19 protein-coding genes are annotated in these 22,226 nt (G+C 38.8%); 9 read left to right on the forward strand and 10 right to left on the reverse strand.

What is annotated here, in order from left to right; all coding sequences use genetic code 11:
* Nucleotides 1–155: 155 nt before the first annotated feature.
* On the reverse strand, nt 156–1,361 hold the full coding sequence (locus tag QVB70_RS12990; RefSeq protein WP_287586975.1) for a cofactor-independent phosphoglycerate mutase: 1,206 nt from the start codon (nt 1,359–1,361) through the stop codon (nt 156–158).
* Between the two features lie 186 nt (nt 1,362–1,547).
* Here QVB70_RS12990 and QVB70_RS12995 point away from each other — a divergent pair, with 186 nt between their 5' ends.
* From QVB70_RS12995 to QVB70_RS13010, 4 genes are all read left to right on the forward strand, one after another.
* Nucleotides 1,548–1,829: a MoaD/ThiS family protein gene (locus tag QVB70_RS12995; protein ID WP_287586978.1), complete on the forward strand. Its 282-nt coding sequence runs from the start codon at nt 1,548–1,550 to the stop codon at nt 1,827–1,829.
* A gap of 299 nt (nt 1,830–2,128) precedes the next feature.
* Nucleotides 2,129–3,544, forward strand: coding sequence for an aspartate kinase (locus QVB70_RS13000; RefSeq protein WP_287586983.1), 1,416 nt, complete (start codon nt 2,129–2,131; stop codon nt 3,542–3,544).
* Between the two features lie 13 nt (nt 3,545–3,557).
* On the forward strand, nt 3,558–4,646 hold the full coding sequence (asd, locus tag QVB70_RS13005) for an aspartate-semialdehyde dehydrogenase (RefSeq protein ID WP_287586987.1): 1,089 nt from the start codon (nt 3,558–3,560) through the stop codon (nt 4,644–4,646).
* 126 nt (nt 4,647–4,772) lie between these two features.
* Nucleotides 4,773–5,876, forward strand: a complete 1,104-nt coding sequence (locus QVB70_RS13010) for a HEAT repeat domain-containing protein (RefSeq protein WP_287586990.1) — start codon at nt 4,773–4,775, stop codon at nt 5,874–5,876.
* 55 nt (nt 5,877–5,931) lie between these two features.
* Here QVB70_RS13010 and QVB70_RS13015 read toward each other — a convergent pair whose 3' ends face one another.
* A complete protein-coding gene (locus tag QVB70_RS13015; RefSeq protein ID WP_287586994.1) occupies nt 5,932–7,083 on the reverse strand; it encodes a transposase in 1,152 nt (383 codons plus the stop codon).
* A gap of 101 nt (nt 7,084–7,184) precedes the next feature.
* Between QVB70_RS13015 and QVB70_RS13020 the strand changes: the two genes are divergently transcribed.
* A complete protein-coding gene (locus QVB70_RS13020; RefSeq protein ID WP_287586997.1) occupies nt 7,185–8,573 on the forward strand; it encodes an aspartate aminotransferase family protein in 1,389 nt (462 codons plus the stop codon).
* 490 nt (nt 8,574–9,063) lie between these two features.
* Complete coding sequence (locus tag QVB70_RS13025; RefSeq protein WP_287587001.1) at nt 9,064–10,071, forward strand: reductive dehalogenase; 1,008 nt, start codon at nt 9,064–9,066, stop codon at nt 10,069–10,071.
* A gap of 30 nt (nt 10,072–10,101) precedes the next feature.
* On the opposite strand, the gene QVB70_RS13030 is transcribed toward QVB70_RS13025, so the two are convergent.
* The 3 genes from QVB70_RS13030 to QVB70_RS13040 are packed head-to-tail and all read right to left on the reverse strand — an operon-like array spanning nt 10,102 to nt 13,244.
* Nucleotides 10,102–11,187 carry a 3-dehydroquinate synthase II gene (locus QVB70_RS13030; RefSeq protein WP_287587006.1) on the reverse strand — a complete coding sequence of 362 codons (1,086 nt, stop codon included), beginning with the start codon at nt 11,185–11,187 and terminating at the stop codon, nt 10,102–10,104.
* Nucleotides 11,184–11,966, reverse strand: coding sequence for a 2-amino-3,7-dideoxy-D-threo-hept-6-ulosonate synthase (locus tag QVB70_RS13035; RefSeq protein WP_287587009.1), 783 nt, complete (start codon nt 11,964–11,966; stop codon nt 11,184–11,186). Before QVB70_RS13035 ends, QVB70_RS13030 begins: the two co-directional genes overlap by 4 nt.
* Before the next feature lie 30 nt (nt 11,967–11,996).
* Nucleotides 11,997–13,244, reverse strand: a complete 1,248-nt coding sequence (locus tag QVB70_RS13040) for an aspartate kinase (RefSeq protein WP_287587012.1) — start codon at nt 13,242–13,244, stop codon at nt 11,997–11,999.
* A 369-nt stretch (nt 13,245–13,613) separates the two neighbouring features.
* Between QVB70_RS13040 and QVB70_RS13045 the strand changes: the two genes are divergently transcribed.
* Nucleotides 13,614–14,102, forward strand: coding sequence for a hypothetical protein (locus QVB70_RS13045; RefSeq protein ID WP_287587015.1), 489 nt, complete (start codon nt 13,614–13,616; stop codon nt 14,100–14,102).
* 5 nt (nt 14,103–14,107) lie between these two features.
* Entirely contained in the window at nt 14,108–15,112 is a 1,005-nt protein-coding gene (locus QVB70_RS13050) for a homoserine dehydrogenase (protein WP_287587018.1), read from the forward strand.
* Nucleotides 15,113–15,188: 76 nt separating this feature from the next.
* Here QVB70_RS13050 and QVB70_RS13055 read toward each other — a convergent pair whose 3' ends face one another.
* Nucleotides 15,189–16,715 carry a VWA domain-containing protein gene (locus QVB70_RS13055; RefSeq protein WP_287587020.1) on the reverse strand — a complete coding sequence of 509 codons (1,527 nt, stop codon included), beginning with the start codon at nt 16,713–16,715 and terminating at the stop codon, nt 15,189–15,191.
* Nucleotides 16,716–16,992: 277 nt separating this feature from the next.
* On the opposite strand from QVB70_RS13055, the gene thrC reads away from it, so the two are divergent.
* On the forward strand, nt 16,993–18,345 hold the full coding sequence (thrC, locus tag QVB70_RS13060) for a threonine synthase (RefSeq protein WP_287587023.1): 1,353 nt from the start codon (nt 16,993–16,995) through the stop codon (nt 18,343–18,345).
* Between the two features lie 26 nt (nt 18,346–18,371).
* Here the strand turns inward: thrC and QVB70_RS13065 are convergent, their stop codons facing one another.
* The 4 genes from QVB70_RS13065 to QVB70_RS13080 form a co-directional block, all read right to left on the reverse strand.
* Nucleotides 18,372–19,040 carry a hypothetical protein gene (locus tag QVB70_RS13065; RefSeq protein ID WP_287587024.1) on the reverse strand — a complete coding sequence of 223 codons (669 nt, stop codon included), beginning with the start codon at nt 19,038–19,040 and terminating at the stop codon, nt 18,372–18,374.
* A 28-nt stretch (nt 19,041–19,068) separates the two neighbouring features.
* Nucleotides 19,069–19,392, reverse strand: a complete 324-nt coding sequence (locus QVB70_RS13070) for a hypothetical protein (protein ID WP_287587026.1) — start codon at nt 19,390–19,392, stop codon at nt 19,069–19,071.
* Between the two features lie 87 nt (nt 19,393–19,479).
* Nucleotides 19,480–20,985, reverse strand: coding sequence for an IS200/IS605 family accessory protein TnpB-related protein (locus QVB70_RS13075; protein WP_287587028.1), 1,506 nt, complete (start codon nt 20,983–20,985; stop codon nt 19,480–19,482).
* A 913-nt stretch (nt 20,986–21,898) separates the two neighbouring features.
* Nucleotides 21,899–22,226 (reverse strand): hypothetical protein (locus tag QVB70_RS13080; protein WP_287587030.1); only part of this gene is annotated, 328 nt, incomplete at its 5' end.

Genomic DNA, 22,226 nt, shown 5'->3' on the forward strand with positions numbered 1-22,226 from the left:
TCCGAATTAGCAGGGCATTATATTTATCTGAATAATGAATGAACAACCATTCTAAAAAAATCTTTTGAAGTACTCTTAGAAGGATTCTTTTGAAATGTTAGAAATCTCAAAAAGTGGTCAAGTTAAACCGTTAAGGTCTTAACTGTGCTTATTATTCATTTTATCTGGTCATTGAGAAAAACTTTAATAAACTCCTCACCAGTCAACTGCCCAAAACTACCTCTGCTACAGGAGTCTTCAGTAAAAGTTTTGATATCGTCAGGTTCTTCATTTTTATCATAAATTAAGAAAGGAACTGGCTCACAGGTATGAGTTCTTACACTTATTGGGTTATAATGATCAGTTAGAACAGTTAATTTAATGTTATCCTTTAATTTCTTTAAAATTCTTCCAACAACCCTTTTATCAAAGTCTTCTATGCATTTGATTTTTAAATTCAAGTCTCCTTGATGAGATGCTTCGTCGGGTGCCTCAATATGAACGTAAACCAGGTCATAGGTTTCCAAGGCTTTTAGACATTCCTCTGCTTTTCCTTCGTAATTAGTATCATATAAGCCAGTCGCGCCGTCTACATCTATTACATTAAACCCCGCATAAATGCCTAATCCACGGATTAAATCAACAGCAGAAATCACAGCTCCTTTAATACCAAATTTTTCTTGAAACGTTTTCATAACGGGCTTTCTCCCAGGTGCCCACGGCCAGATCATATTTGCTGCATTTTTGCCAGCGTTTACCCTCCTGATATTTACGGGATGATTCTCCAATACAGATCTTGATTGGATGATAAGGGTATTGAGAAGTTCTGCAGTTTTTTCGCCGCTGATATCCTTAGCTTTTACAAGTACATCCTTGAAAGGTGTTCCAGGGACATCATGAGGAGGTGTACATATTAAATCAGGGCTGTATTTGTGTTTTAAGATGAGGATGTGCCTGTAACTAACTCCTGGAAAAAATCTAATTTCCTCATTGCCAAGTTCTTTGGCGACTGCTTCGATTAACTCGTGGCTTTCTTCGCTTGAGATATGTCCTCCAGAATGGTTTTTAATTGTGTCATTTTCAACACAGATGGTATTACACCTAAAAGCAATATCTCTTTCATCAACGTTGATTCCCATTGCTGCAGCTTCTAGAACACCTCTTCCTTGAAAATTGCTTATGTCGTACCCCAGTATGGACATATTTGCAAGGGCGCTTTCTGGATCGGCTCCCTCAGGTATTGTCACTAATTTACCACATTTCCCCATAGAGGCTAGTTTATCTAGGTTAGGAGTTTTTGCAACTTCTAAAGGTGTTTTATGTCCTAATTCCTCGATTGGATAATCCCCCATGCCATCTCCGACAATTATTATATATTTCAATATATCGCCACGATATAACTGCTTGAAAGGAGCTGTTATGTATTATTTGCATTTTCAGTTTAAAGCCCTTCATTTTCTAATCCATACAATTCTTAAATATTATTCTCCCGATGAGACTGATGAGAAAAGAATACAAATGATGCATAAGGTATTTAAGAATCAATTTTTTAGATGATAGCGATCTAAATGGCACAGATCAAAATAACTTATTTTTCAATGCTTAGAGAAGTGACTGGCAGGCATGAGGAGGGCTTAGAAGTCGGCAATACTGTTCGTTCTGCTCTTCAAAAACTATTTGAGAAATATGGCGAAAGGTTGCGTAAAATTATAATCAAGGAGCAAGATATTCCTCATGATTCAGTAATAATCGCTTTAAACGGCAAATCGATCAAATATCTAAAAGGGCTTGATACGATATTGAATGATGGGGACAAATTGACATTCTTCTTTGCAGCTGGAGGCGGGTGAAATAAAATGGAGTCGGTCGTATTAGAAAAGTAAAAGTCAGCTAAGCAATTGCTTTACAAAAAGTTTAAAAGACTAAATCTACCACCGGGTACCATCAGTTTCTGGGGCAAAATACATGATGATCTTAATGCAATCCACTTTCCTTACTAGTTCTTATCGTGCTTTCTATAACTTCTTCCCAGGAACAACGACGACATACTAACGCGCCCATCTTGTTTTGATGTGGCGTGTTGGAGGTTTTTGATGTCTATCTCTTATCAAAAATTACATCTATCAAAAAATAGAGGCTGAGGCAAATTATGCGTGTTGTTATGAAATTTGGTGGCACTTCAATTGGTAATGGATCGAATTTCGGTCATGTAGCAAAAATCATCAATTCTTATGCAGAAAGTCATGAGACAATCGTATTGGTTTCAGCAATGGCAGGAGTTACCGATCAGTTAATTGACTGTGCAGAACGATCTCAAAAAGACATTACAAAAGAAGTTCTCAGAGATTTTATTCAAGAATTACTGAAAAAGCATCTAAAAGCGGCAGAAGAGAGTATCGATGATGAGTTCATCTTAAAAGAGGTCGAACAAAAACTTACTGAAACTCTCGAAGAATTAGAAAGAGTATTGATTGGCATCTCTTTATTAAAAGAGCTGAGTTCACAGGCTAAAGATAAAGTTATGTCTTTTGGTGAACGACTATCGACACCAATTCTTTGGGGTGCAGTCAAGAACTTGAATATTCCTGTTGTGTATTTAACGGGATATGAGGCTGGAATTGTCACAGATGAACGCTTTGGAAACGCTCGACCTATTTGGAATATCTCCATTGAAAAAATTCAGAAAACTCTTGTGCCTCTTCTTGAACAGCGATACACAATAATTATTTCTGGTTTTATTGCAGGGACAGAAGATGGTCTTATCACAACTTTGGGACGTGGTGGTACTGATTTTTCTGCAGCGATAATTGGGACTTCCATTGAGGCTGATGAAATAATTTTTTGGAAAGAAACAACTGGTGTTTTAACTACAGACCCAAATCTTGAGCCAAATGCACAGACTATACCTTCTTTGTCGTATGCCGAAGCGATGGAACTTGCCTACTTTGGGGCGAAGATTCTCCATCCTAAATGCCTTCAACCTGTTATGGAGAGAGAAAACATTCTGGTTCGGGTCAAAAATACGTTTAAACCTGATGCAGAAGGATCAATAATAGTCCCCGCTACGGAACAGGTTGAAAATGTCGCAAAGGCAGTAAGTGTACTATTTAATGCTGGAATAATAGAGGTTGGAGGTGCTGAGATGATCGGCACCCCTGGAATTGCAGCTCATATATTTGGTGCCTTCGAGAAAGCTGACGCAAATGTTATAATGATTTCTCAAAGTAGTAGCGAAGCAAACATCTCTGTCGTTGTAAATCGCTCCGATATAAGAAAGACAGAAAAAGTGTTGAAAGAGACATTTGCTTATACAAACTATATCAAATATGTTCGAAGCGAAGACGACATATGCGTCATTGGAGTAGTGGGAGAAGGTTTAAAGGGTACTCCTGGAGTTGCAGCTAAGGTTTTCCAAGCGGTTGCACAAAAAGGGGTAAACGTCCGGATGATTGCACAAGGATCATCAGAATTAAATATCAGTTTTGTTGTCAAGGAAAAAGACGGAGGCTTAGCTGTTAGGGCACTTCACGAGGCTTTCGAATTAGGTAAGAAAATAATTAAGTGACAAGGGATGTAAAATGGATAAAATTAAAATAGGTGTATTAGGTGCAACGGGCGTTGTTGGACAAAACTATGTTCGATTATTGATAAACCATCCATGGTTTGAGATAGTAGATGTCGCAGCATCACCTAGGTCAGCTGGAAAAACCTATATTGAGGCAGTAAAAAAGAAATGGCAGATGATAGTTCCCATTCCAGAAAAAGTCAAGAGTTTACTTGTCAGGGATGTGCAAGATTTTAACTCGTTAAACCCTGAGGTGTCTTTTGTATTTTCTGCAATGGACCTTCCAAATAAGGATGATACTAGAAAGCTTGAATTTATATATGCTAGTAAGGGGATTCCAGTAGTCAGTAATAGTTCAGCAAATAGACGGATAGTAGACGTACCAATGTTAATACCCGAAATTAATCACAAACACGTAGATGTCATTCCCATCCAACAAAAGAACCGTGGGATTGAAAACGGCGGCTTTGTTGCTGTCAAGCCAAATTGCTCTCTTCAAAGTTACATGACGCCTCTATATGCACTGGAACAAGCAGGATATAAGATAGACAAAGTAATTATTACAACATTACAAGCGACGTCTGGTGCGGGATATCCCGGAGTGCCTTCACTGGACTTGGTAGACAATATTATCCCCTATATAAGTGGTGAAGAAGCTAAATCCGAAGAAGAACCGCTAAAAATACTGGGAAAAATTGGTGAAAAAGGAATTGAGAATTATAAAGATATTCAAATAAGTACAACTTGCACTAGAGTTCCAGTTGTTGACGGCCATACCGCTTCAGTCAACGTTAAGTTCAAAGATAAAGTCCCAACTCGTGAAGAGATTTTAAAAATCTGGAATGACTTCAAGAGCTTACCTCAAGAGTTAAATCTACCTTTTGCTCCAAAACAGCCAATTATATACATTGACAATGAAGATCGGCCACAACCAAGAAAGGATAGAGATAATGATAAAGGAATGGCAGTAACCGTGGGTCGACTACGAAAAGATAATGTATTTGATTGGAAATTTGTGAGTTTAAGTCATAATACTATAAGAGGGGCTGCTGGTGGCGGAATCTTAAACGCTGAGTTGCTCAAAGCTAAAGAATTTTTTTAACGACAAAAATAATTCTGACAAGAATGAGAACAAAAAATAATAATAAGCAGTGTACAGTAACTTACTATGGATCAAAATTCAAAAGACAATATAACGCCTTCTCTGCAATGTGGAGGACAGGACTTCTTGTCAGAAACAGAAGACATTCCTGAAACTACTGAAGCTAGAATAATACGGCTTCTATATGAGTTAGAGGATAAAAGTTCAAGTTTAAGAGACGATGTTGCTTATTTGCTTCGCACTCTTGCAAAACGACGAAAAGAAATCAACATACTGATTAATGCGTTGAAACATGATGATAGTATTATTCGAAAAACCGCCGCGTATATTCTTGGGAATCTTAGAGATCCTCTGACTGTTGAGCCACTCATTGAGTCACTAAATGACGAGGAGGCGGATGTTCGAGGCGAAGTAGTTAGAACATTAGGCGCTATTAGAGATGATCGCGCTATAGAGCCTTTAATCCAAACATTAAATGATGAATGTCGAGAAATTCGAGGATGGGCGGCTTCAGCGTTAACTAAAATTGGTTTTTCAGCAGTAGACCCTCTTATTGCAGCATTGGATGAAGACAACAATAATATTCGAATGAATGCGACATGGGCACTTGGTCATATTGAAGATAGTGCTGAAAAAGCTGTGGCACCGATCACAGGAGTACTTGATGATGACAACGATGAGGTTCGTTTCTATGCAGCAGAAACATTAGGAATATACATGGATATAAGAACCGTATTAACCTTGCTTGATTCATTGAGAAACGATCTTGATGAAAGTGTTCGTTGGAAAATCATAGAGGCGTTAGGATTTATTAAAGATAAAAGAGCCGTCAAACCCTTAACTGAAGCGTTAGCAAATGAAGACGCAGGAATCCGCCGAAAAATTGTAGAAGTACTTAGTTTTTTAGGAGATAAAGGCGCAATTGTGGAGTTGCTCAATTCTTTAAAATATGATGAGGACCCGGGAGTTAGATGGCGTGCAGCAGAATCATTGATGCATCTTGATGAAGAACTTGCAATTGATCCACTAATTGTAGCATTAAATGATGAGGATGCAGGAGTCGTAAGAAAAGCTGTGCAACTACTTGGACGAATTGGAGATCAACGCGCAATCCAGCCACTTACTGAGTTGAAAAAAGCAGAACTCGATATAACTATTTTTAAAAGAGTCGAAGAGGCTATAGAGACTATTACGAAAAGAATTGACTTAATATCTCAGGATAAGCTTTGACCATTTTCGAATCTAAGCTAATTTTAAGAACCATTCTCTTGGTGTGTAAACTACCTCACGCTAAAGCTGTGAGACTTGTAGCTGTACTTGGTCTCAGTCCTCTTCTTTGCAGATGAGTTTCAACTTCATCATACGCTACAACATGGGCGTGTTTACTGCAGCCCAGCCCGATAATCCGCCTATAGCGTTGGGCTATATTTCGTGCGCCGTTTAAATCGGAGTTAAGAGTATGACCACAGGTACGACATTCAAAGAAGCCCCGATGACGTCGGGTTGTTCGATTATGACACCGACTACACTCCTGACTGGTGTAGTGGGGTCTAACATACACCACTCTCACCCCTTTCAGGGTAGCTTTGTACTCCAAAAACCGTTGCAGCTCCCTGAAGGCCCACTTGTGTACCCACCTATTGTACTTTGCGGTTTGCCTGATATAGGTCAGGTCCTCCATCACCAACACGTCCCCCTCGGACAATGTCTCCACGATTCGTTTGGAAACGTTGTGATTGACCCAAGTCATAAACCGTTTCCACGTACCACTTGCACGCTGCAATTTACGTGTTGCGGCACGTGTGCCTTTGGACTGGAGTTCAGCCACCAATCGCTCCCAGCGGATTCGTTGTTGTTTGACGCTGCCAAAGAAGTCGCCGTCACTGGTTACGGCCAAGGTATTCACTCCCAGATCGACACCCAGTATTTTACAGTTGTTACTACTGTATGGCTGGATGGTGGTCTGTTTGGAGAAGGTAAAGCAGAAGAAGAACCGCCCTTTATAGTCCTTTATGAGGATACTTTCTCCCAGTTTCCACTCAATATACTTCTCAAATACTTCAGGAATCATTATCTTGAATTTTACACGTCCTTTAATAGTAGACAAAGAAAGACGCGTCCAGTCTTTATCTATAGAGGCGCATCTCGGGAAATTATACCTGATAGACAGTTCTTGAGAAACCTCTGGTTTGGATTGCGCCTTTTTGACCATTTCGACCGCTTGTGTAATGGCATTGATCACCAGCTGCGCCTGAAGTCCAAAGCGCTCTTTCACCTCAGCATAACACCGTCGTTGCAATGGTGCCTTAGACGTAATGTTAAGTCGCCAGGCGGTGTCGATGCACCATTGAACTGCTTGCGCATAGACCCTCATGGTGTTATTCAAGACTTCAGAAACATCAACCAGTTTGACTTTGGCGGTAGCAACCACTTTCATGAGATGACACTGTGGTGGTGACACTATTTAAAACTGGAGAGACCCTAGTATAAGTGAAAAACTGCCTCAATTCCTCCCCACCCTAAAGGGTAGGGGCTTTCTTGAGATGGAGCCGTGATAGATTGGATCTAATGACAGAAGTTAAGAATGAGTATATCCAGCGGACGCAAAAATCACAGAAGATGTATCAACTTGCAAAAAATTTCCTTCCAGGAGGAGACGCACGAACAGTCACCTTTTTTGAACCATATCCAGCCTTTATTGTAAAAGGTAAAGGATACCAACTTCATGATATTGATGGGAATAACTATACTGATTTTCTGAATAATTATACCTCATTGATACACGGACACTGCCATCCAAAGATCATTAAAGCGATTAAAGAACAATTGGAAAGTATTCAAGCAATTCACGCCCCAACTGAATATCAAGTCAAATTTGCCGAAATAATTAGTGAAAGATTTCCTTCGGTAGATAAAATCCGTATCATGAATTCTGGCACTGAAGCAACCATGAATGCGATACGGTTGGCAAGAGCATATACCGGCAAAGACAAGATTTTAAAGGCTGAGGGTGGCTATCATGGTACTCATAATAATGCGCAAATAAGTATCCATCCCCATGTGGAGGATTCAAACCCTTTAAATCACCCAAAAAGTATCCCTGAGAGCAAGGGTATTCCAAAGAGCGTCCTGAAAGATGTTGTAGTTTTCCCCTTTAACCATCAACAAATTACTGAAAATCTAATCAAAGAAAATAAGAAAGACTTAGCTGCCGTAATTGTTGAGCCGGTAATGGGTGCTGCAGGCATTATATCTCCAAAAGACGATTATTTGAAGTTCTTAAGGGAAATAACCAATGAAAATGACATTCTCCTGATTTTTGATGAGGTAATAACTGCTAGACTTAGCAGAGGTGGTGCACAACAGTATTTCAATGTAATTCCTGACATTACTGCATTTGGAAAACTGTTTGGGGGTGGCACACCAATTGGAGTGATTGGCGGAAGAGATGAAATTATGATGTTGTATTCTCCGGAGAGAAAAGAATTCTTAAGCCAATCAGGAACTTTTAATGCTAATCCTGTCACATTAGTTGGAGGCATAGCAACATTAGAATTATTGAATGATTCAGCTTACACACGATTGAATTCCTTAGGAAACTCATTAAAAGATGGCATTTCGGATACATTCAAAGAATTTGGAATTAATGCCCAAGTTACTGGAGAAGGTTCACTTCTAAACATACATTTCACAGAAAAGGAGATCATAGACTATAGAAGTGCCTTGACATCTAATGTGGAACTCTGCTCATTACTCTACCTATTAATGCTAAATCATGGGATATGGATCGCACCGAGACTGCTGTCATGTATATCGACACCGATGTCAAAAAAAGAAATTGAGTCATTTATTGAGGCATTGAGAGCCTCCTTGATTCGGATGAAGCCATTTATCAAAGATTTAGCTCCTTTTTTGATTAAGAACTAAGATCCAATAGGTTGAGATGACTTTGGAAGGAACGTAGAGGAGTTTAAATATTAAGAAGTTATAATTCTTATGATATCTAAAATTTATCTGAAGGCAATAGCCTGTATTTGTGAAATCATAGTTTCGTTGCAAAAGAATTCCTTAAGTAATAAGGATTGAAATTTGACGGTAAGGATTGACGTGGCTTTGTTACCTGCCAATGTTGCAAAAGAATTCCTTAAGTAATAAGGATTGAATCAAGTTCGATTTCAAAAAAAGAAATAGAAGCATTTTTGATTTTCCTTCAATATGGTTTTTTTAACTAATCTGACAAACTCAATCTCCACTGTAAACCAGCGTAAGTGTAAGAACGTCCTTCGATGTGTCTGGTTGCTCTTATCCTCTTTTCTTATATTTATCCTGCTAATCATTTCGCTGTTCATCTAAGACTCTAATGTGCTAATGTAAAAATTTAAATCTTAGATATTTTCTTTACTGACTGGGAATGCAATTGAAAGCGACAATTGTTGAAAAACCAACATATCAAATCATTGGACCACTCAAACGCATAAATCAGAAGCAAACTGTATTAAGTCGTACAGCATGGGATTCTGTACTTAAGGAGTTGAAACTTAAGTACCAACAGAGGCGAAATAAGCGGATTCGAAAAACACCAGATGCTTATGCGTTTAGAGATGCCTCATGGTATCTGGCGGATAATCTGGGAAACCATGCAGGATTTATGCACGGAAATGAGGGACTCTACTCGTGGGAAAGTCTTGAAAGTAATGATGAAAGCATGGATGCACAAACCACCGTTCAAAAGATTACAATCAGCGACCCTGCTGAAATATCTGAGAAAATAAAAAATGTTGGCAGATTTTTTGGAGCAAGTCTAGTAGGAATAACTGCATTAAACAAGTTTTGGGTATATTCTAATTCCTACAACAGATTGAATGGGCAAAATAATCCAATAAACATTCCCTTCGAGGAATTCAAATTTGCCATTGTAATGGCAATAGAAATGGACTACGAAGAGTTCACTAAGTCAGATATTGAGATTTCTGCAGCAACTGGTCTCGGATATTCAAAAATGGCTTTTGCTGTGGGTCATCTAGCGCAATATGTTAGAAATTTAGGTTATCGAGCTCTTCCTTGCGGGAATGACACCGCGTTCAGTGTTCCACTTGCCATTGACGCCGGATTGGGTGAACAGGGAAAACACGGAATGTTGATTACACCAGAGTTCGGACCTAGGGTAAGACTATGCAAAGTGATTACTAACCTTCCGTTGTCGCCTGACAAGCCCATTGATTTTGGAGTGCAAGAATACTGTGAAGTGAACTGTAATAAATGCGTTGATAACTGTCCTGCCCAAGCAATCAATGGCAAGAAAGAAGTTAAAAATGGAGTATTAAAATGGACTGTAAACGGAGAACGTTGCTTCGGTTTTTGGTGTGAACAAGGTAATGATTGCAGTATCTGCATCAAAGTTTGTCCTTACAATAAGAAACGATAATCAAAAAATTGAGCGTCAAATAAAAAGAATTTATTGTTCAAGCACGAATTCGTCTACTGAAACGCCGAAATGTCTTCCTCCTTTTTCAGTATAGACAATAACCTCATCGCCTACTTGTAAATCTGAAACGGATATTGCGCTTCCATCTGGAGATACGAGTCTTATGGTTTCTGCGTTTTGTAGAAGGGTTTTTCCGACAATTCCATTGTATTCCGCTTTCACTAAAATGAGTGGCCTTCTTTCAATTTTTGCTCGACCGACAATAGCACTTCGCGTATTCCCCGCAGCATTTACGATGAGTACTTTATCACCTACATGCAGTTCTGAAAGATATTGCGTTTTTCCACTTGGAAGTGAAACATAGGCATGAACTGGTCCTGCATTAACCCTAAATGGTCGTGGATCGCAAAATTCAGCTTGGATTGTCTCACCATGAACAAGAAATTGGAAATTTGATTGGGACCCCACAAGTAATCCTTCCCCTATATCTAAAATAGAACATGTATCAACGCATACTCTGTCACCCATGCCAACTTCTTTTATCTCTACAACTTTTGCGACAGATAAATCAAGTTTCCCCTTTGTACTTACTAGGGTTTTTGCAAGATCAAAAATTTCTTCTATGTTCTTAGGTGCAATTAAAACACCGTCAACCCCAATTTCTAAAGTTTCAAACATTAATTTTGCATCTTCTGCATTATGTACAACACTGAATAGTTTTGTTTCCAATTTGTGCATATATGAGATCAGGTTTTCGATTGGAATAACCTTCCAGTTTGGAGTATTAACAAAAACAACTTCAGCGCCTTTTTCTGAAGCTGCAAGTATTTTATTCTCATCTTCTTTTGATGTCACATTGAGAATGATACTAAATCTTTTGTTTTCATTAATGAGGTTATCCATTTTTTCTGAATTCCAGCCGTCTATTACTTCCATGTCTGACGTTGGTACTTCTGAAGAGAATGTCGAAACATTTCCTAATTTCTTTACACCATCAATTATGTCTGAATCGTTGGAAAAAAAAGAATTGAGTCCTTTTTCGAGTGCGGTAGTTGCTAATTCTTTTGTTTCTTCAAATTTCCCCTCTAAATGAAGGATAATCTGCTTATCCGTCAAATTGTCACGACCTCCAGCGTCTCATCTACTGTCCATCCTTCATACACAATCTTTGCAATCGCTTTGACGATCCCTGTGGGATTATTGTGTTGAAATACGTTTCTACCAAAAGTAAGTCCAATACAACCTGATTGCATAGCACCTTCCACCATTTCAAGAACTGCTCTATCAGTATCTGCCTTTGCTCCTCCTGCAATAACTATTGGCACTGGGCATCCGGCAACAATTTCTTTGAAAGTATCTGGAGAACCAGTATAGTTGCATTTCACAATATCAGCACCAAGTTCTGCACCAATACGGGCAACCATGGCCACATTCGTAGGATCTATAGGATCTGCCACGTTTTTTCCTCTCGCATACATCATTGCAATCAACGGAATTTGCCATTTATCGCATTTGTCTGCAAATTCCCCAAGTTTCAATAACATTTCAGGTTCGGACTCTGTACCTATATTGATATGCAAACTAACAGCATCAGCACCGAGCCTGATAGCTTCTTCAACAGATCCAGTTCTAACCTTTTGGTTAGAATCTGGTCCTAAGGCTGTACTCGCCGAAAAATGCGCTATAATTCCACAGCTTGGTACGGCTTTCAAAGATCGTATAATACCTTTATGCAGTAAAACGGCACTCGCTTGTCCTTCAACTACTTTGGAAACGGTGTCATCCATATCCACAAGGCCTTTTACGGGACCCATTGATACCCCATGGTCCATAGGTATGATAAGTGCTTTGCCATTTCTTAAAATTCTATTTAATCGAACTTCTTTCCCATGCATAATCTTACCTCCAATAATTTTTTCTTTTTATTAACTTGGCAAGTTAAGACTTTCTTTTACTCGTTTAAGTGCATGATCTCTCTTGCTCCAATTTACAAAAACACGGATATTTGAATTAATTGTCAGAAAACCGAAAAGGTTAATTTCAGTAAAGGGATAGCTAATTCTTTCAATAATTCCTGGTGTTGTCTCAAGATCTCGTCCGCTAATAGTAATGAGGGCTAAGTCATCGTGATTAGTTATCGCCTTCCCAATATTTGCGTCAATCATTTTTTTGTGGAGTATCTCAACTAAGGAATCAACGCCTGCTTCAGGGATAGTTGCATAAAAAATTACAGATCCACTTTCTAGTGACGCTCCGACTAGTTCACTTCCTACCTTTTGTATTTCTTCAATTAGTGCGTGTAAGTTTTCTGCTTTGGAAATATCTTTTCCCACAATCGTTAACATTTGCAATTTTTGGTTAAATAATGAGACATGAAGGTCAGGGAGTACTGCACCACTGATTACGGTTCCACCTTTCGAAATATGGCCATTGTGAAAACCAACGATACGTATGTCCATATCTTTTGTCTTATAGCTTAATGCTTTATTGTGAATGACTTTAGTTCCTGCAGATGTTAGCGCCATAACTTCCTCTACATCCAAATGATCTATGAGTGATGCTTCTACCTTTTTAGGATCGTAAGAATAAACCCCATCTACATCTTTGACTAAAATCACTTCTTGAGCATCTAAGCAATTTCCTAGTAATACCGCTGTAGTGTCGCTCCCGTTACGCCCAAGCGTTGTAATCTTACCACTGTTCTTATCCTTACCAAGAAAACCTGGAATGACGATGACCTTCTTTTCTCTGATTAGTGGCAGGATATATTCTTTTACGGCTCTTCGTGTTTCCACAATATCGGGCTCTGCATTACCATGACGGTTATCTGTGTATATAGGCCAAATTTCAGAGGAGGGATCGATTAAAATAGCTTCCAGGTCTTTGTCGTCCAAAGTTTTGCTGTTGAGAGCGCTTATCATTAACCGTGCGCTGGTACGCTCCCCCATCGCCATGATTTCATCTAATTCCTCCAACTTCACTTTGCCATTAGTACAAGATTGTGCAAGCGAAATGAGTCGATTTGTCATACCGTTTAATGCAGATACAACGACGACTAGGCCTTTTCCTTGGGCGTACTCTCTTAAGATATGGTCACCAGCCTTTGCAATAGCCTTGCCCGATTCCAGGCATGAACCTCCAAATTTCACAACGATAATATCATTATTTTCCAACAAAAAACCTCCAAAAGATCGCTGTATCCCCGCTTAGAAGCGGAAATAGAAGCTAAAATAGCTATACAAGCTATAACTGTTATAATAACTCCAAAAGGGCATTGCAAATGCGTTAGAAAAAGAATTAAGCCTGTAATCTTGTTCTAAAAAAGACATTTCAGTAGAAAACTGAGAGATGCAATTTAAACAATTCGATGGTGTTATCTTAGTAAAAACTAGGCCTCCACAACACAGACACCTCTCGTGTGAAAAAGGCAACACCCCATAGACAACACCCTTAAGAAGGAATTACGCACACTATCTTACATCTGCCTTATAAACCTTATGCAAAGTTAGTTATGGAGGACTATTTAGTCGGGTGGTGAACTTTTGAAAATCGAGTTGGAAGTTGAACTGACTGATAAGCCAGGCGAATTAGTGAGATGTTTAGAACCTATATCGGCTCTAGGAGGAAATATTCTACAAGTTATTCATAGTAGAGCAAGAAGCGCTACAAAAGGCGTTGCACCTGTTTCAATTCATTTTGAAATTGAAAATCTCGATGTGGTTGAAGACATTAAACTTCTCATGGAGCGACAAAATATTCGCGTCGTGAAGTGGGCGCAAGAATTTGTTGGATTTAAACAAGTTTTTATACTGATTGGGCATGTTTTTGAGAAAGATATCACCGACACGATTATCCGCCTGCTCGACAGCGGCGTATTAGTAAACGAAGTGAACGCAAAAATCACACAGAAAGAGGAAGTTTCAACCGTGAAATTTTCTATTGTAGGCAATACAGAACAGGAGATTCAGTATGCTATGAATCTTTGTAAGGAAATCTGCATGGAAAAAGGGCTATTCCTAATCAGGGGTTGATATCAATGGATATAGCTTTAATAGGTTTTGGAAGTGTTGGAAAAGGCGTTGTACAAGTATTTTCAAAAAAACAAAATCAATTAAGACAAAAATATGATCTATCCTTTTCATTTAAGGGAATCTTTACAAGTAGAGGTGCATTCTTAGATTCAAATGGATTAGATTTGCAAAGCATACTGAACATAAAGGATCTTACCGCTCACTCTTCATGGAAAAATGGTCTCTCTTTCATGGAGTCTATCGATGATCTTGATGTGGACCTTGTCATCGAAGTAACGCCTACAAATATTGAGCATGGGGAGCCTGGAAAGTCACACATAATTTCTTCAATTAAGAAAGGATGTGATGTTGTTACGGCAAACAAGGGTCCTCTTGTTGTAGCTTTTGATGAACTTGCAGAGTTGTGTCGGCGGGGCGGGTGTATTCTCAGGTACGAAGGAAGCGTCGGAGGAGGGCTACCGGTGTTTAATCTAGTAAGAGAAACTTTACAGGGAAATACCATTCATTCGCTAAGGGGTATTCTAAATGGCACCTCAAATTTTATTCTTACTCAGATGACTTATGAACGGACTTCTTTTGAAAGTGCATTAAAAACGGCTCAAGAACTGGGATATGCAGAGGCAGACCCAGCGGCAGATGTTGAAGGCACCGATGCCGCAAGTAAAACTGTAATACTGGCGAACGGGTTATTTGGCATGAATAAAGGTATTGATGATGTCTATATTCAAGGCATCACTAAAGTAACTCCAGAAGCTATTGAACTCGCTGGCAATGAGAATTTTCTCATCAAACACATCGCGTCCATTGAAGATGGACAAATAGAAGTAGCACCACGTCTAATACAAAAAACGTCTCCTCTGGCGGTAGACGGAACATTGAACGTTGTATCACTGCAAACAGATCTAGCAAAAGAAATAACAATCATTGGTCAAGGAGCTGGCGGTGAGGAAACCGCAAGCGCAATACTAAGTGATGTAGTTGATATTCATCTTACACGAAAAGCAAAATAAAAAATAAAAAAAGGCGGTGCTTAGCCGAATAGGCTCAATTCATCCATTCTCTTCTTTTTAAGGGCTTTAGCCACTCTCAAAAGAGATCTTCTTCACTTGTTCTTTTGCGCTTGAGAGCTTTCGCCGCCCTTGCGCTTGGAGCCGCAGCCTTATCAGCTATTTCAGCTTCTTCTTCTTCAATCTCAGCAGCTTGCTCATCTAAGACATTTAATGCTTCTGCTTGGAATTTAACATCTTGTTTCGCAAGCGTGTCTTTAAGTTCTTTCAATCTTTCTTTAGCTTCTTCCGCATTCCCTTCGTAATAACTCCCACCTGCTGCTTGTACAACATTTGTAGTAGCAACTCTTGCATCATATGCTTTATTGAATTCAACTTCTTCTTCAACAACTGCTGAACGTGAAGTCAATACTCGCAATCTTTTGTTTCCTTCTGAATCGATATACGTTACCTGAGCTTGTATTGGTACTTCTCTTTTCTTGACCTCTTCTTCTGCTGTCTCTAGTTCAAAGAAGATTTCTCTGTCTTCTGTAACAGCACCAACTTTCATAGGTGCAGGTGTCGTAAACGATGTATCTGTTATGACTCTAATGTTCACATCTCGACCTAGATATTCCCGCTTCCTTAATTGTTCAAATGCCTTTTGTACTTCCGCCATCGTAACATAAAATATGTCTCCTCCAGTTTCGTCTGCTAATCTACCGAGTACGTCCAAAGCCAGTCTGCTTGAATCGTCTTCTGCCGCAATTCCCACAACTTCGCAGTTGACCTGTTTATCAATACATTTTTTTGCCATCTCTTTGTAGAACTTCTTTCCAGTAGCTGAACTTTCTAAATTGCCTAATCCCTCATTAGCTAGACCATCAGTAAGCAAAATCAATCTTCCACCACCATCAACCCGCCCTAGAAGAGTTATTCCTCCAAGGAGCGCTGGACCCAATGAAGTATAATTTAAGGGTCTAAGTTGAGAAATCGTACTTATCCATTTCTCGGCAGTGTCAGATATGGGTGAAAAATCGAGTTTTGTTTTAGTAAACGCTTTTTCTATACCATTTATTGAATGCAGTACATCTCCTTCTAGTTCAAGTACTTTTTCACCATTTGCATTAAAGAGAAACACTTCTGTGCTAAAAGCTATTAAAGTAAAACGTGAATGTGGAGCATTCATCTTAAGATCTTTTAGCGATTGAGTTAAAGAATGCTTAACCGCCTCTAGTTTTCCATCATCCATTGAGCCAGAGACATCTATAACGGCGACAATATATTCCTTTGTTCCAGTTCCGATTTTGGTTTCTACTGTGATATCATCTTCTGGTTTCTTTTCAATGATCCATTCAATATCATCACCAATATCTTCTGGTAATGTAACATCAGCGGCGATAATATTCAGGGTTCCGCAAAATTCGCAATTCCAACTGCGACCTAATTTGGTCGTCTCAATTAAACTGGCTTTAGTCAAGATACCTCCGCAACTTGTACAGACAACAGGAATCCCTTCTATAACCTTCTCTTTTTTCTTTAAACTATGAAAGTCAAGCGATGTTACGTAGGGTAGTTTTGTATCTTTGCATTTCTTCAGAACATTGCCAAAGCTTTTTTTAAACAATCTGTTTACCTCTTTTTGTTTCCAGTATTTTAATCCTCGGTTAAACAAGTTGTTAAATGTTACGTAATTGAAGAGTGCCTCTAAAAAACATATTGAAGTCGCTCTTTTAGCTCGTTGATGATCTTTCTCTTTCACGTTCTATATCTTGCAAAAAACTCTTATGTAAACGTGCACGAAACATTCAAAAATCGAAATGTTAATTTCGAGATGATTAAGATCGATCATTCAGAGATTCGTTAAAAACACATAACTAAACAGACTCTGATAGTGTATCAAAATGATAATGCTTCATTCTACTAACCTTAATGCTCCGCAGGTGGATTTCAAAGAGGCAATCCTCACAGGACAAGCCCCGGATAGAGGATTATATATGCTAAATGAAATTCCCAGGCTAGACGATGCAGAAATGTTCTCTTTCAGCGATTTAGAATTAACACAAATTGCTTATAAGGTCCTTTCAAGAATTATTGGAGATTTGATCCCGAAAGAGCAGCTGGAAAGCATTATAAACAGTGCCTTAAATTTTGAAATTCCCATACATTATGTTAGCAATCACGATTACATGATGTATATAGACCAAGGACCGACATGTAGTTTCAAAGATGTTGGAGCTCGTATGCTCGCAAGATTAATGGAATACTTTCTTGAAGTTGAAAATAAGAATGTTATAATAATCACAGCAACCAGTGGGGATACAGGAGGGGCGGTTGCTCAAGCTTTTTACGAAATGAACCGAATTCAGGTCGTTGTACTGTACCCAAAGAATGAAGTAAGTAACTTGCAAAGAAAACAAATGACTACTTTAGGAAAGAATGTTACTGCAATAGGAATCAATGGGAAGTTTGACGATTGTCAGAAATTTGCAAAAAATGCATTTGCTGATAAGGATCTAGATCTTAATTTAACTTCAGCAAATTCAATTAATTTTGGACGACTTTTGCCACAAACTCTCTATTATTTTTTGGCCTACTCACGTGTAGCAGAAGACTTAGGTGAAAAAGTAATTTTCTCTGTGCCTTCAGGAAATTTTGGAAATTTACTAGGAGGGTTAATTGCTTTTAGGATGGGATTACCCGTTAAGAAATTTATTGCTGCCGTGAATGAAAATGACGAATTTCCTCGCTATGTAAACAGCGGAACCTATCAAAAGGTAGAGCCCTCAAAAAACTGTCTCTCTAGTGCAATGAATGTGGGCCATCCATCAAATCTTGCACGTCTCATTGAAATGTATGGAGGTCAGATTGACGAGATAGGAATAGTTCACAAAGATCCAGATCTTGAGAAGATTCGTGATGATATTTATACGATCTCCATAACTGATGAACTAACTAAACAAACAATTAAAGGTTTTTATGAATCATATAGTAAGATCATTGAACCCCATGGTGCTGTTGGCTGGGCGGGTCTTCAAGCATATAGAACAGATACTCCAAAAGATAAAAATGTCAAATCAATCTCAATAGAGACTGCAGATCCAGCTAAATTCCCAGAAGCAATTGTATCATTGATAAATATAACCCCAAAATTACCTCAATGCTTAGAAATAATTAATCAAAAGGAAGAGTTCCCCAATCCCGTAGAAATCAATACATATGAAGATTTCAAAAAATATCTGCAATCAAATTATTAAAAAAATTAAAAGCCGAAACTTTCGGCCTAGAAGATTTTTCTTACCAATTCTACGGTGTCATTATCCATGTCATATTTTACTAAGTTAGCACCCGCCAAATCATGGATTGAATGAAGTACGATTGCAGGCTGGAAACCTCCCGCTTTCACGATTTCTTGTCGTGATAGTTGAGGTTTGTCACCATGAAGCATGAAAAGAATTCTCACATGTGGCTTACCTTGGAAGACCTCTTCGAGCAACACAATATATACACTTAAAATTTCGCGAATGTTTATTGCGTCGTCCTGCTTGGCAGATAGTTCTTGATACATTCCAGAGAGCTTTTTTAGTTGATCTTGCACCGCGAGATACTCTTCTTTCATTTTTGCATCTTCTGCTGCTGCTTTCTGTTTTTCATTCCGTAATTCTTCTAACTTAACGCTTACTGCGTTTAGTTCATCATCTTTATTTTTAACTTCTTGTCTAGCAGACTCAACTTCCTGCTTAATTGACTCGATTTCTTGCTTTAATCGATTTTTCTCTTCTTCACTATTTCGAAACTCTGTATCTTTTTGTGCTGCTATGTTGTTCATTTCGTCGATTTTTTGGGTAAGTTCCATTAATTTCGTCTTATTTTCTTCGTCAGCAATAGCTATAGATTTTTGTAAGGAATCCTTTAACTTCTCCAGAAGTTCTAATGATTCATTAAAACTCATAAGACATCCCTCTCAAACCCAAAGATGTTTATAGCACGAATATGAAAGATAGGCTGAACAGAAATATGCCAAAAATCCATGCGACAATCCAATATTTCAAAATAGTTCGTTGATCTTCTTCTGGCGACTCTATCGTTCGTAATCGTAATGCGAGCGTTACAATCATCAAGTATAGAAGTATCCAAATGGACAGAAACACATCGATAGTGATATTAGTCCCTACGAGTGCAAGTGCAAGTGCGATATCTATTACTAGAAGCACACCAAGGGAAATAAAAGTCACGTCCATTATTTTTGCATATTTTGGTTGTGCCCCCCAATTTTTCCGTAACTTTCCGAAAGTGCTTGACATATTTCCACCTCTTTATAGCACATCTTCACAATTCTAATTTAAAAACCTTACAATTATTTATAAAACAGCAGAATAGTTGATATACTTCTACGTTTTATGATAATCATCAATTCTCCCGGCTTTCATGAAGGAGGAAGAACCAGCCTTAAGGTTATCGGGCTGTGCGCTCGTCACCGAGTTCAACACATACTTCATTAATACTGCTTTTTTCAGTATTTCGGCAGTCTTGAAGGACGTTATCCCGCTGTGCTCAAAGAGGTCATGGATCATCGACCAGCTACGGTAAGGACTGCCCTTTTTCAAATGAGGCTCTATAAACTCCTCAACTTGTGAGAGCACCCAATTGTAGACGGCTAGAAATGCTTCCTTGAAACCCAGCCCTCTTCGAGCTATTACATAACTTGCGAGATGATGGGTTGACAAATTATGTAATCCTGAATAGGAGTATCTGCCGATGATAGAGGTATATCCCGGGAATACCTTTCGAAAGGACACACCGCGCTTTTTGCATTTTCGCTCTAACAGTTGCAGGGCGGTGGTCTTCATATTGCTTAATTTTCGGTTGCGTTTTGTATTATAGGAAAATTCTTGCTCGAATTGTAAGTCCTCGACCACGATTCCCTTGCCCTTATTGATGCAGTAATTGACGATTTTATCCATTTTGTAGGAAATATAATCATTACGTTTGTCGGTTCGATAGTTGTGCAGGTTGTTAAACGAGATGCTATGATAGGAGAGTAAATTACCGTGTGTATCCACATTGGTTAACGCCGCAAAATTATAGTTAAAATCCAAGCCGATGGCGCCATGTTCGTAGCCGTAACGTGGTGGCGGCTCTGGAATCTCATAGGACACATGGACAAAATAGCGAGTTTTCCCCTTGAAGAACTTTCTTTTGACGGGCACCGTGTATTTGTCAGCATTAAGAATCTGCTGAAACCATTTTTCCTGTACTAGGTTTACGGACATAGGAATGATCAGCCACTTGCGTCCCTTTTGCTTGGAAAAGGTGCGTATCTTGACGGTTTTATCGGGCAATACTTTGAGGTTCACGTTCTTCAATCCTTGTTGCTTCTTTCCGATGCAACTGAAGGATGAGTCCCGTCGTATCCTGAACTCTTCCCTACTTATGGTGTCGCGTATTCTCTGCCTGAATAATTTCTTGGTGCCGAATACTACGGGTTCGAGATGTAAATTGTGTAGTTTCGCCATGATCGAGGATCTGCGGGCGTATAAGCCCTTCAATCGTCTGTCATGTGTGTTTTGCTCCTTTATTTTGTTGATTTTTTTGGTAATGACTGTTAACTGCTGTGCCATGCGTTTGCGTTGTTTTTTTAGCCAGGTCTTTTGTGAATCCAGTTTCATCTTGTTATCAATCAGGATGGTGTTGACATAGGGGTTGTTATGACATAGCCCCATCAAACATTGTTGGATGGTTTTGCCTTCACCGAAGCGTGTTGCCATGTAGTCTTCGCCATGAAACAACAGATTATAGCCGATGCGTTTCATACGGTTATAGCTAGTGAAGATCTCATGGAGCTGATGTTCTTGTGCCTCATCGGGATATATTCTGAATTTGACGGTCTGTATCATAGTGATCGACTGCTCCTTTATCTTATAGTAGGCTTTATTAATAAACCCCGCACTTTTAGGAGTACCTCGCACTATATCGTGTCTCTGAGCATATCGGTCACAGAAAATATTAGTTATAGCTGCTGCTACTCTATGTCGATGAATCCTTCTTAATGAGTATCGGCTTTACACTGCTTGATCTGCTGAAAAAATGGATTGTAACCAATGGAGGAGGACTACAATGCCTGTAAAAAACGTATGGATCATAACGCGAACGTGCATTGACTTTTTAATAAAAATAGTTAATCTCAACTATATATTTAGTAAAAGAAGATATAAAAGGGGTGCATTCCCCTCCGTCACTTTCCTCCAGAAGTTTATAAGGAAAGATCACCCGTTTGAACTTATAATCAGATTATATCCTGCAACTACCATATCCGGCTCTCACGGGTCGGCTAACGTCAACAATATACAATTGTTTTAAGCCCCAATTACCACGTACATCGACTCGCACTTTGTTAGGAAGGTATGATTCCACTCTTGGTCCCATATAAATATTCAGCCCGTTATTTTTTCCAATTACAGTAAATTGCTTGTGTTTTTTTAATTTCTCTTCGTCAACCAGACTTGCCTCAGGCGAGATGAACGTTCCAGATCAGGAAGATGAGACATTGAGCCAAAGAACCAGTGCAACTTTTGTGTCATTAGATTGTTTTGTTTGTTTTGTTTGTTCTGAGAGCCATTGTGTTGCCTTATCAGTTAAAGAAACCTCTAATAGAGCCACCTCACTATGTTTCATGTTTGTAATTGTCCATAATTATGACATTGTTATATCAATGGTCTCTTCTTAGTGATTAAAAGGTGACGAATCTGGCAACATCAAGATCCATTTTCTTCAAGTATCTCTAATTAACTAGTTAATGCCTCTTTTCTGCTACAATGGATATGTTTCACTCCATTCGAAATCTGTGTCAAATTGCGCTTGCGTGAGTTCCCCATCAATTTCGAAGACAGTACAATAAAAACGATTTCCGCCCTGAGAAGGTTTTTCATCTTCCCATCTATCAATTTTAAAGGAACTCATAAACAACGTGTCGTTAAGTTTAATACGAAGTATTATTTTGTAATCTCCACCAACAGAGAATGTATATTTGATGTTTAAAAATTCACCTTGTGTGCTTGTAAGTCTTACTGTTACAGGACCGCTTTGAAGAAGAAGTTGAGTTCTAAATTCATCGTTTTGATCGTTGTCTATGCTTAAA

It is taken from the genome of Candidatus Borrarchaeum sp., assembly GCF_019058535.1.
Classification (GTDB): Archaea; Asgardarchaeota; Sifarchaeia; order Borrarchaeales; family Borrarchaeaceae; genus Borrarchaeum; species Borrarchaeum weybense.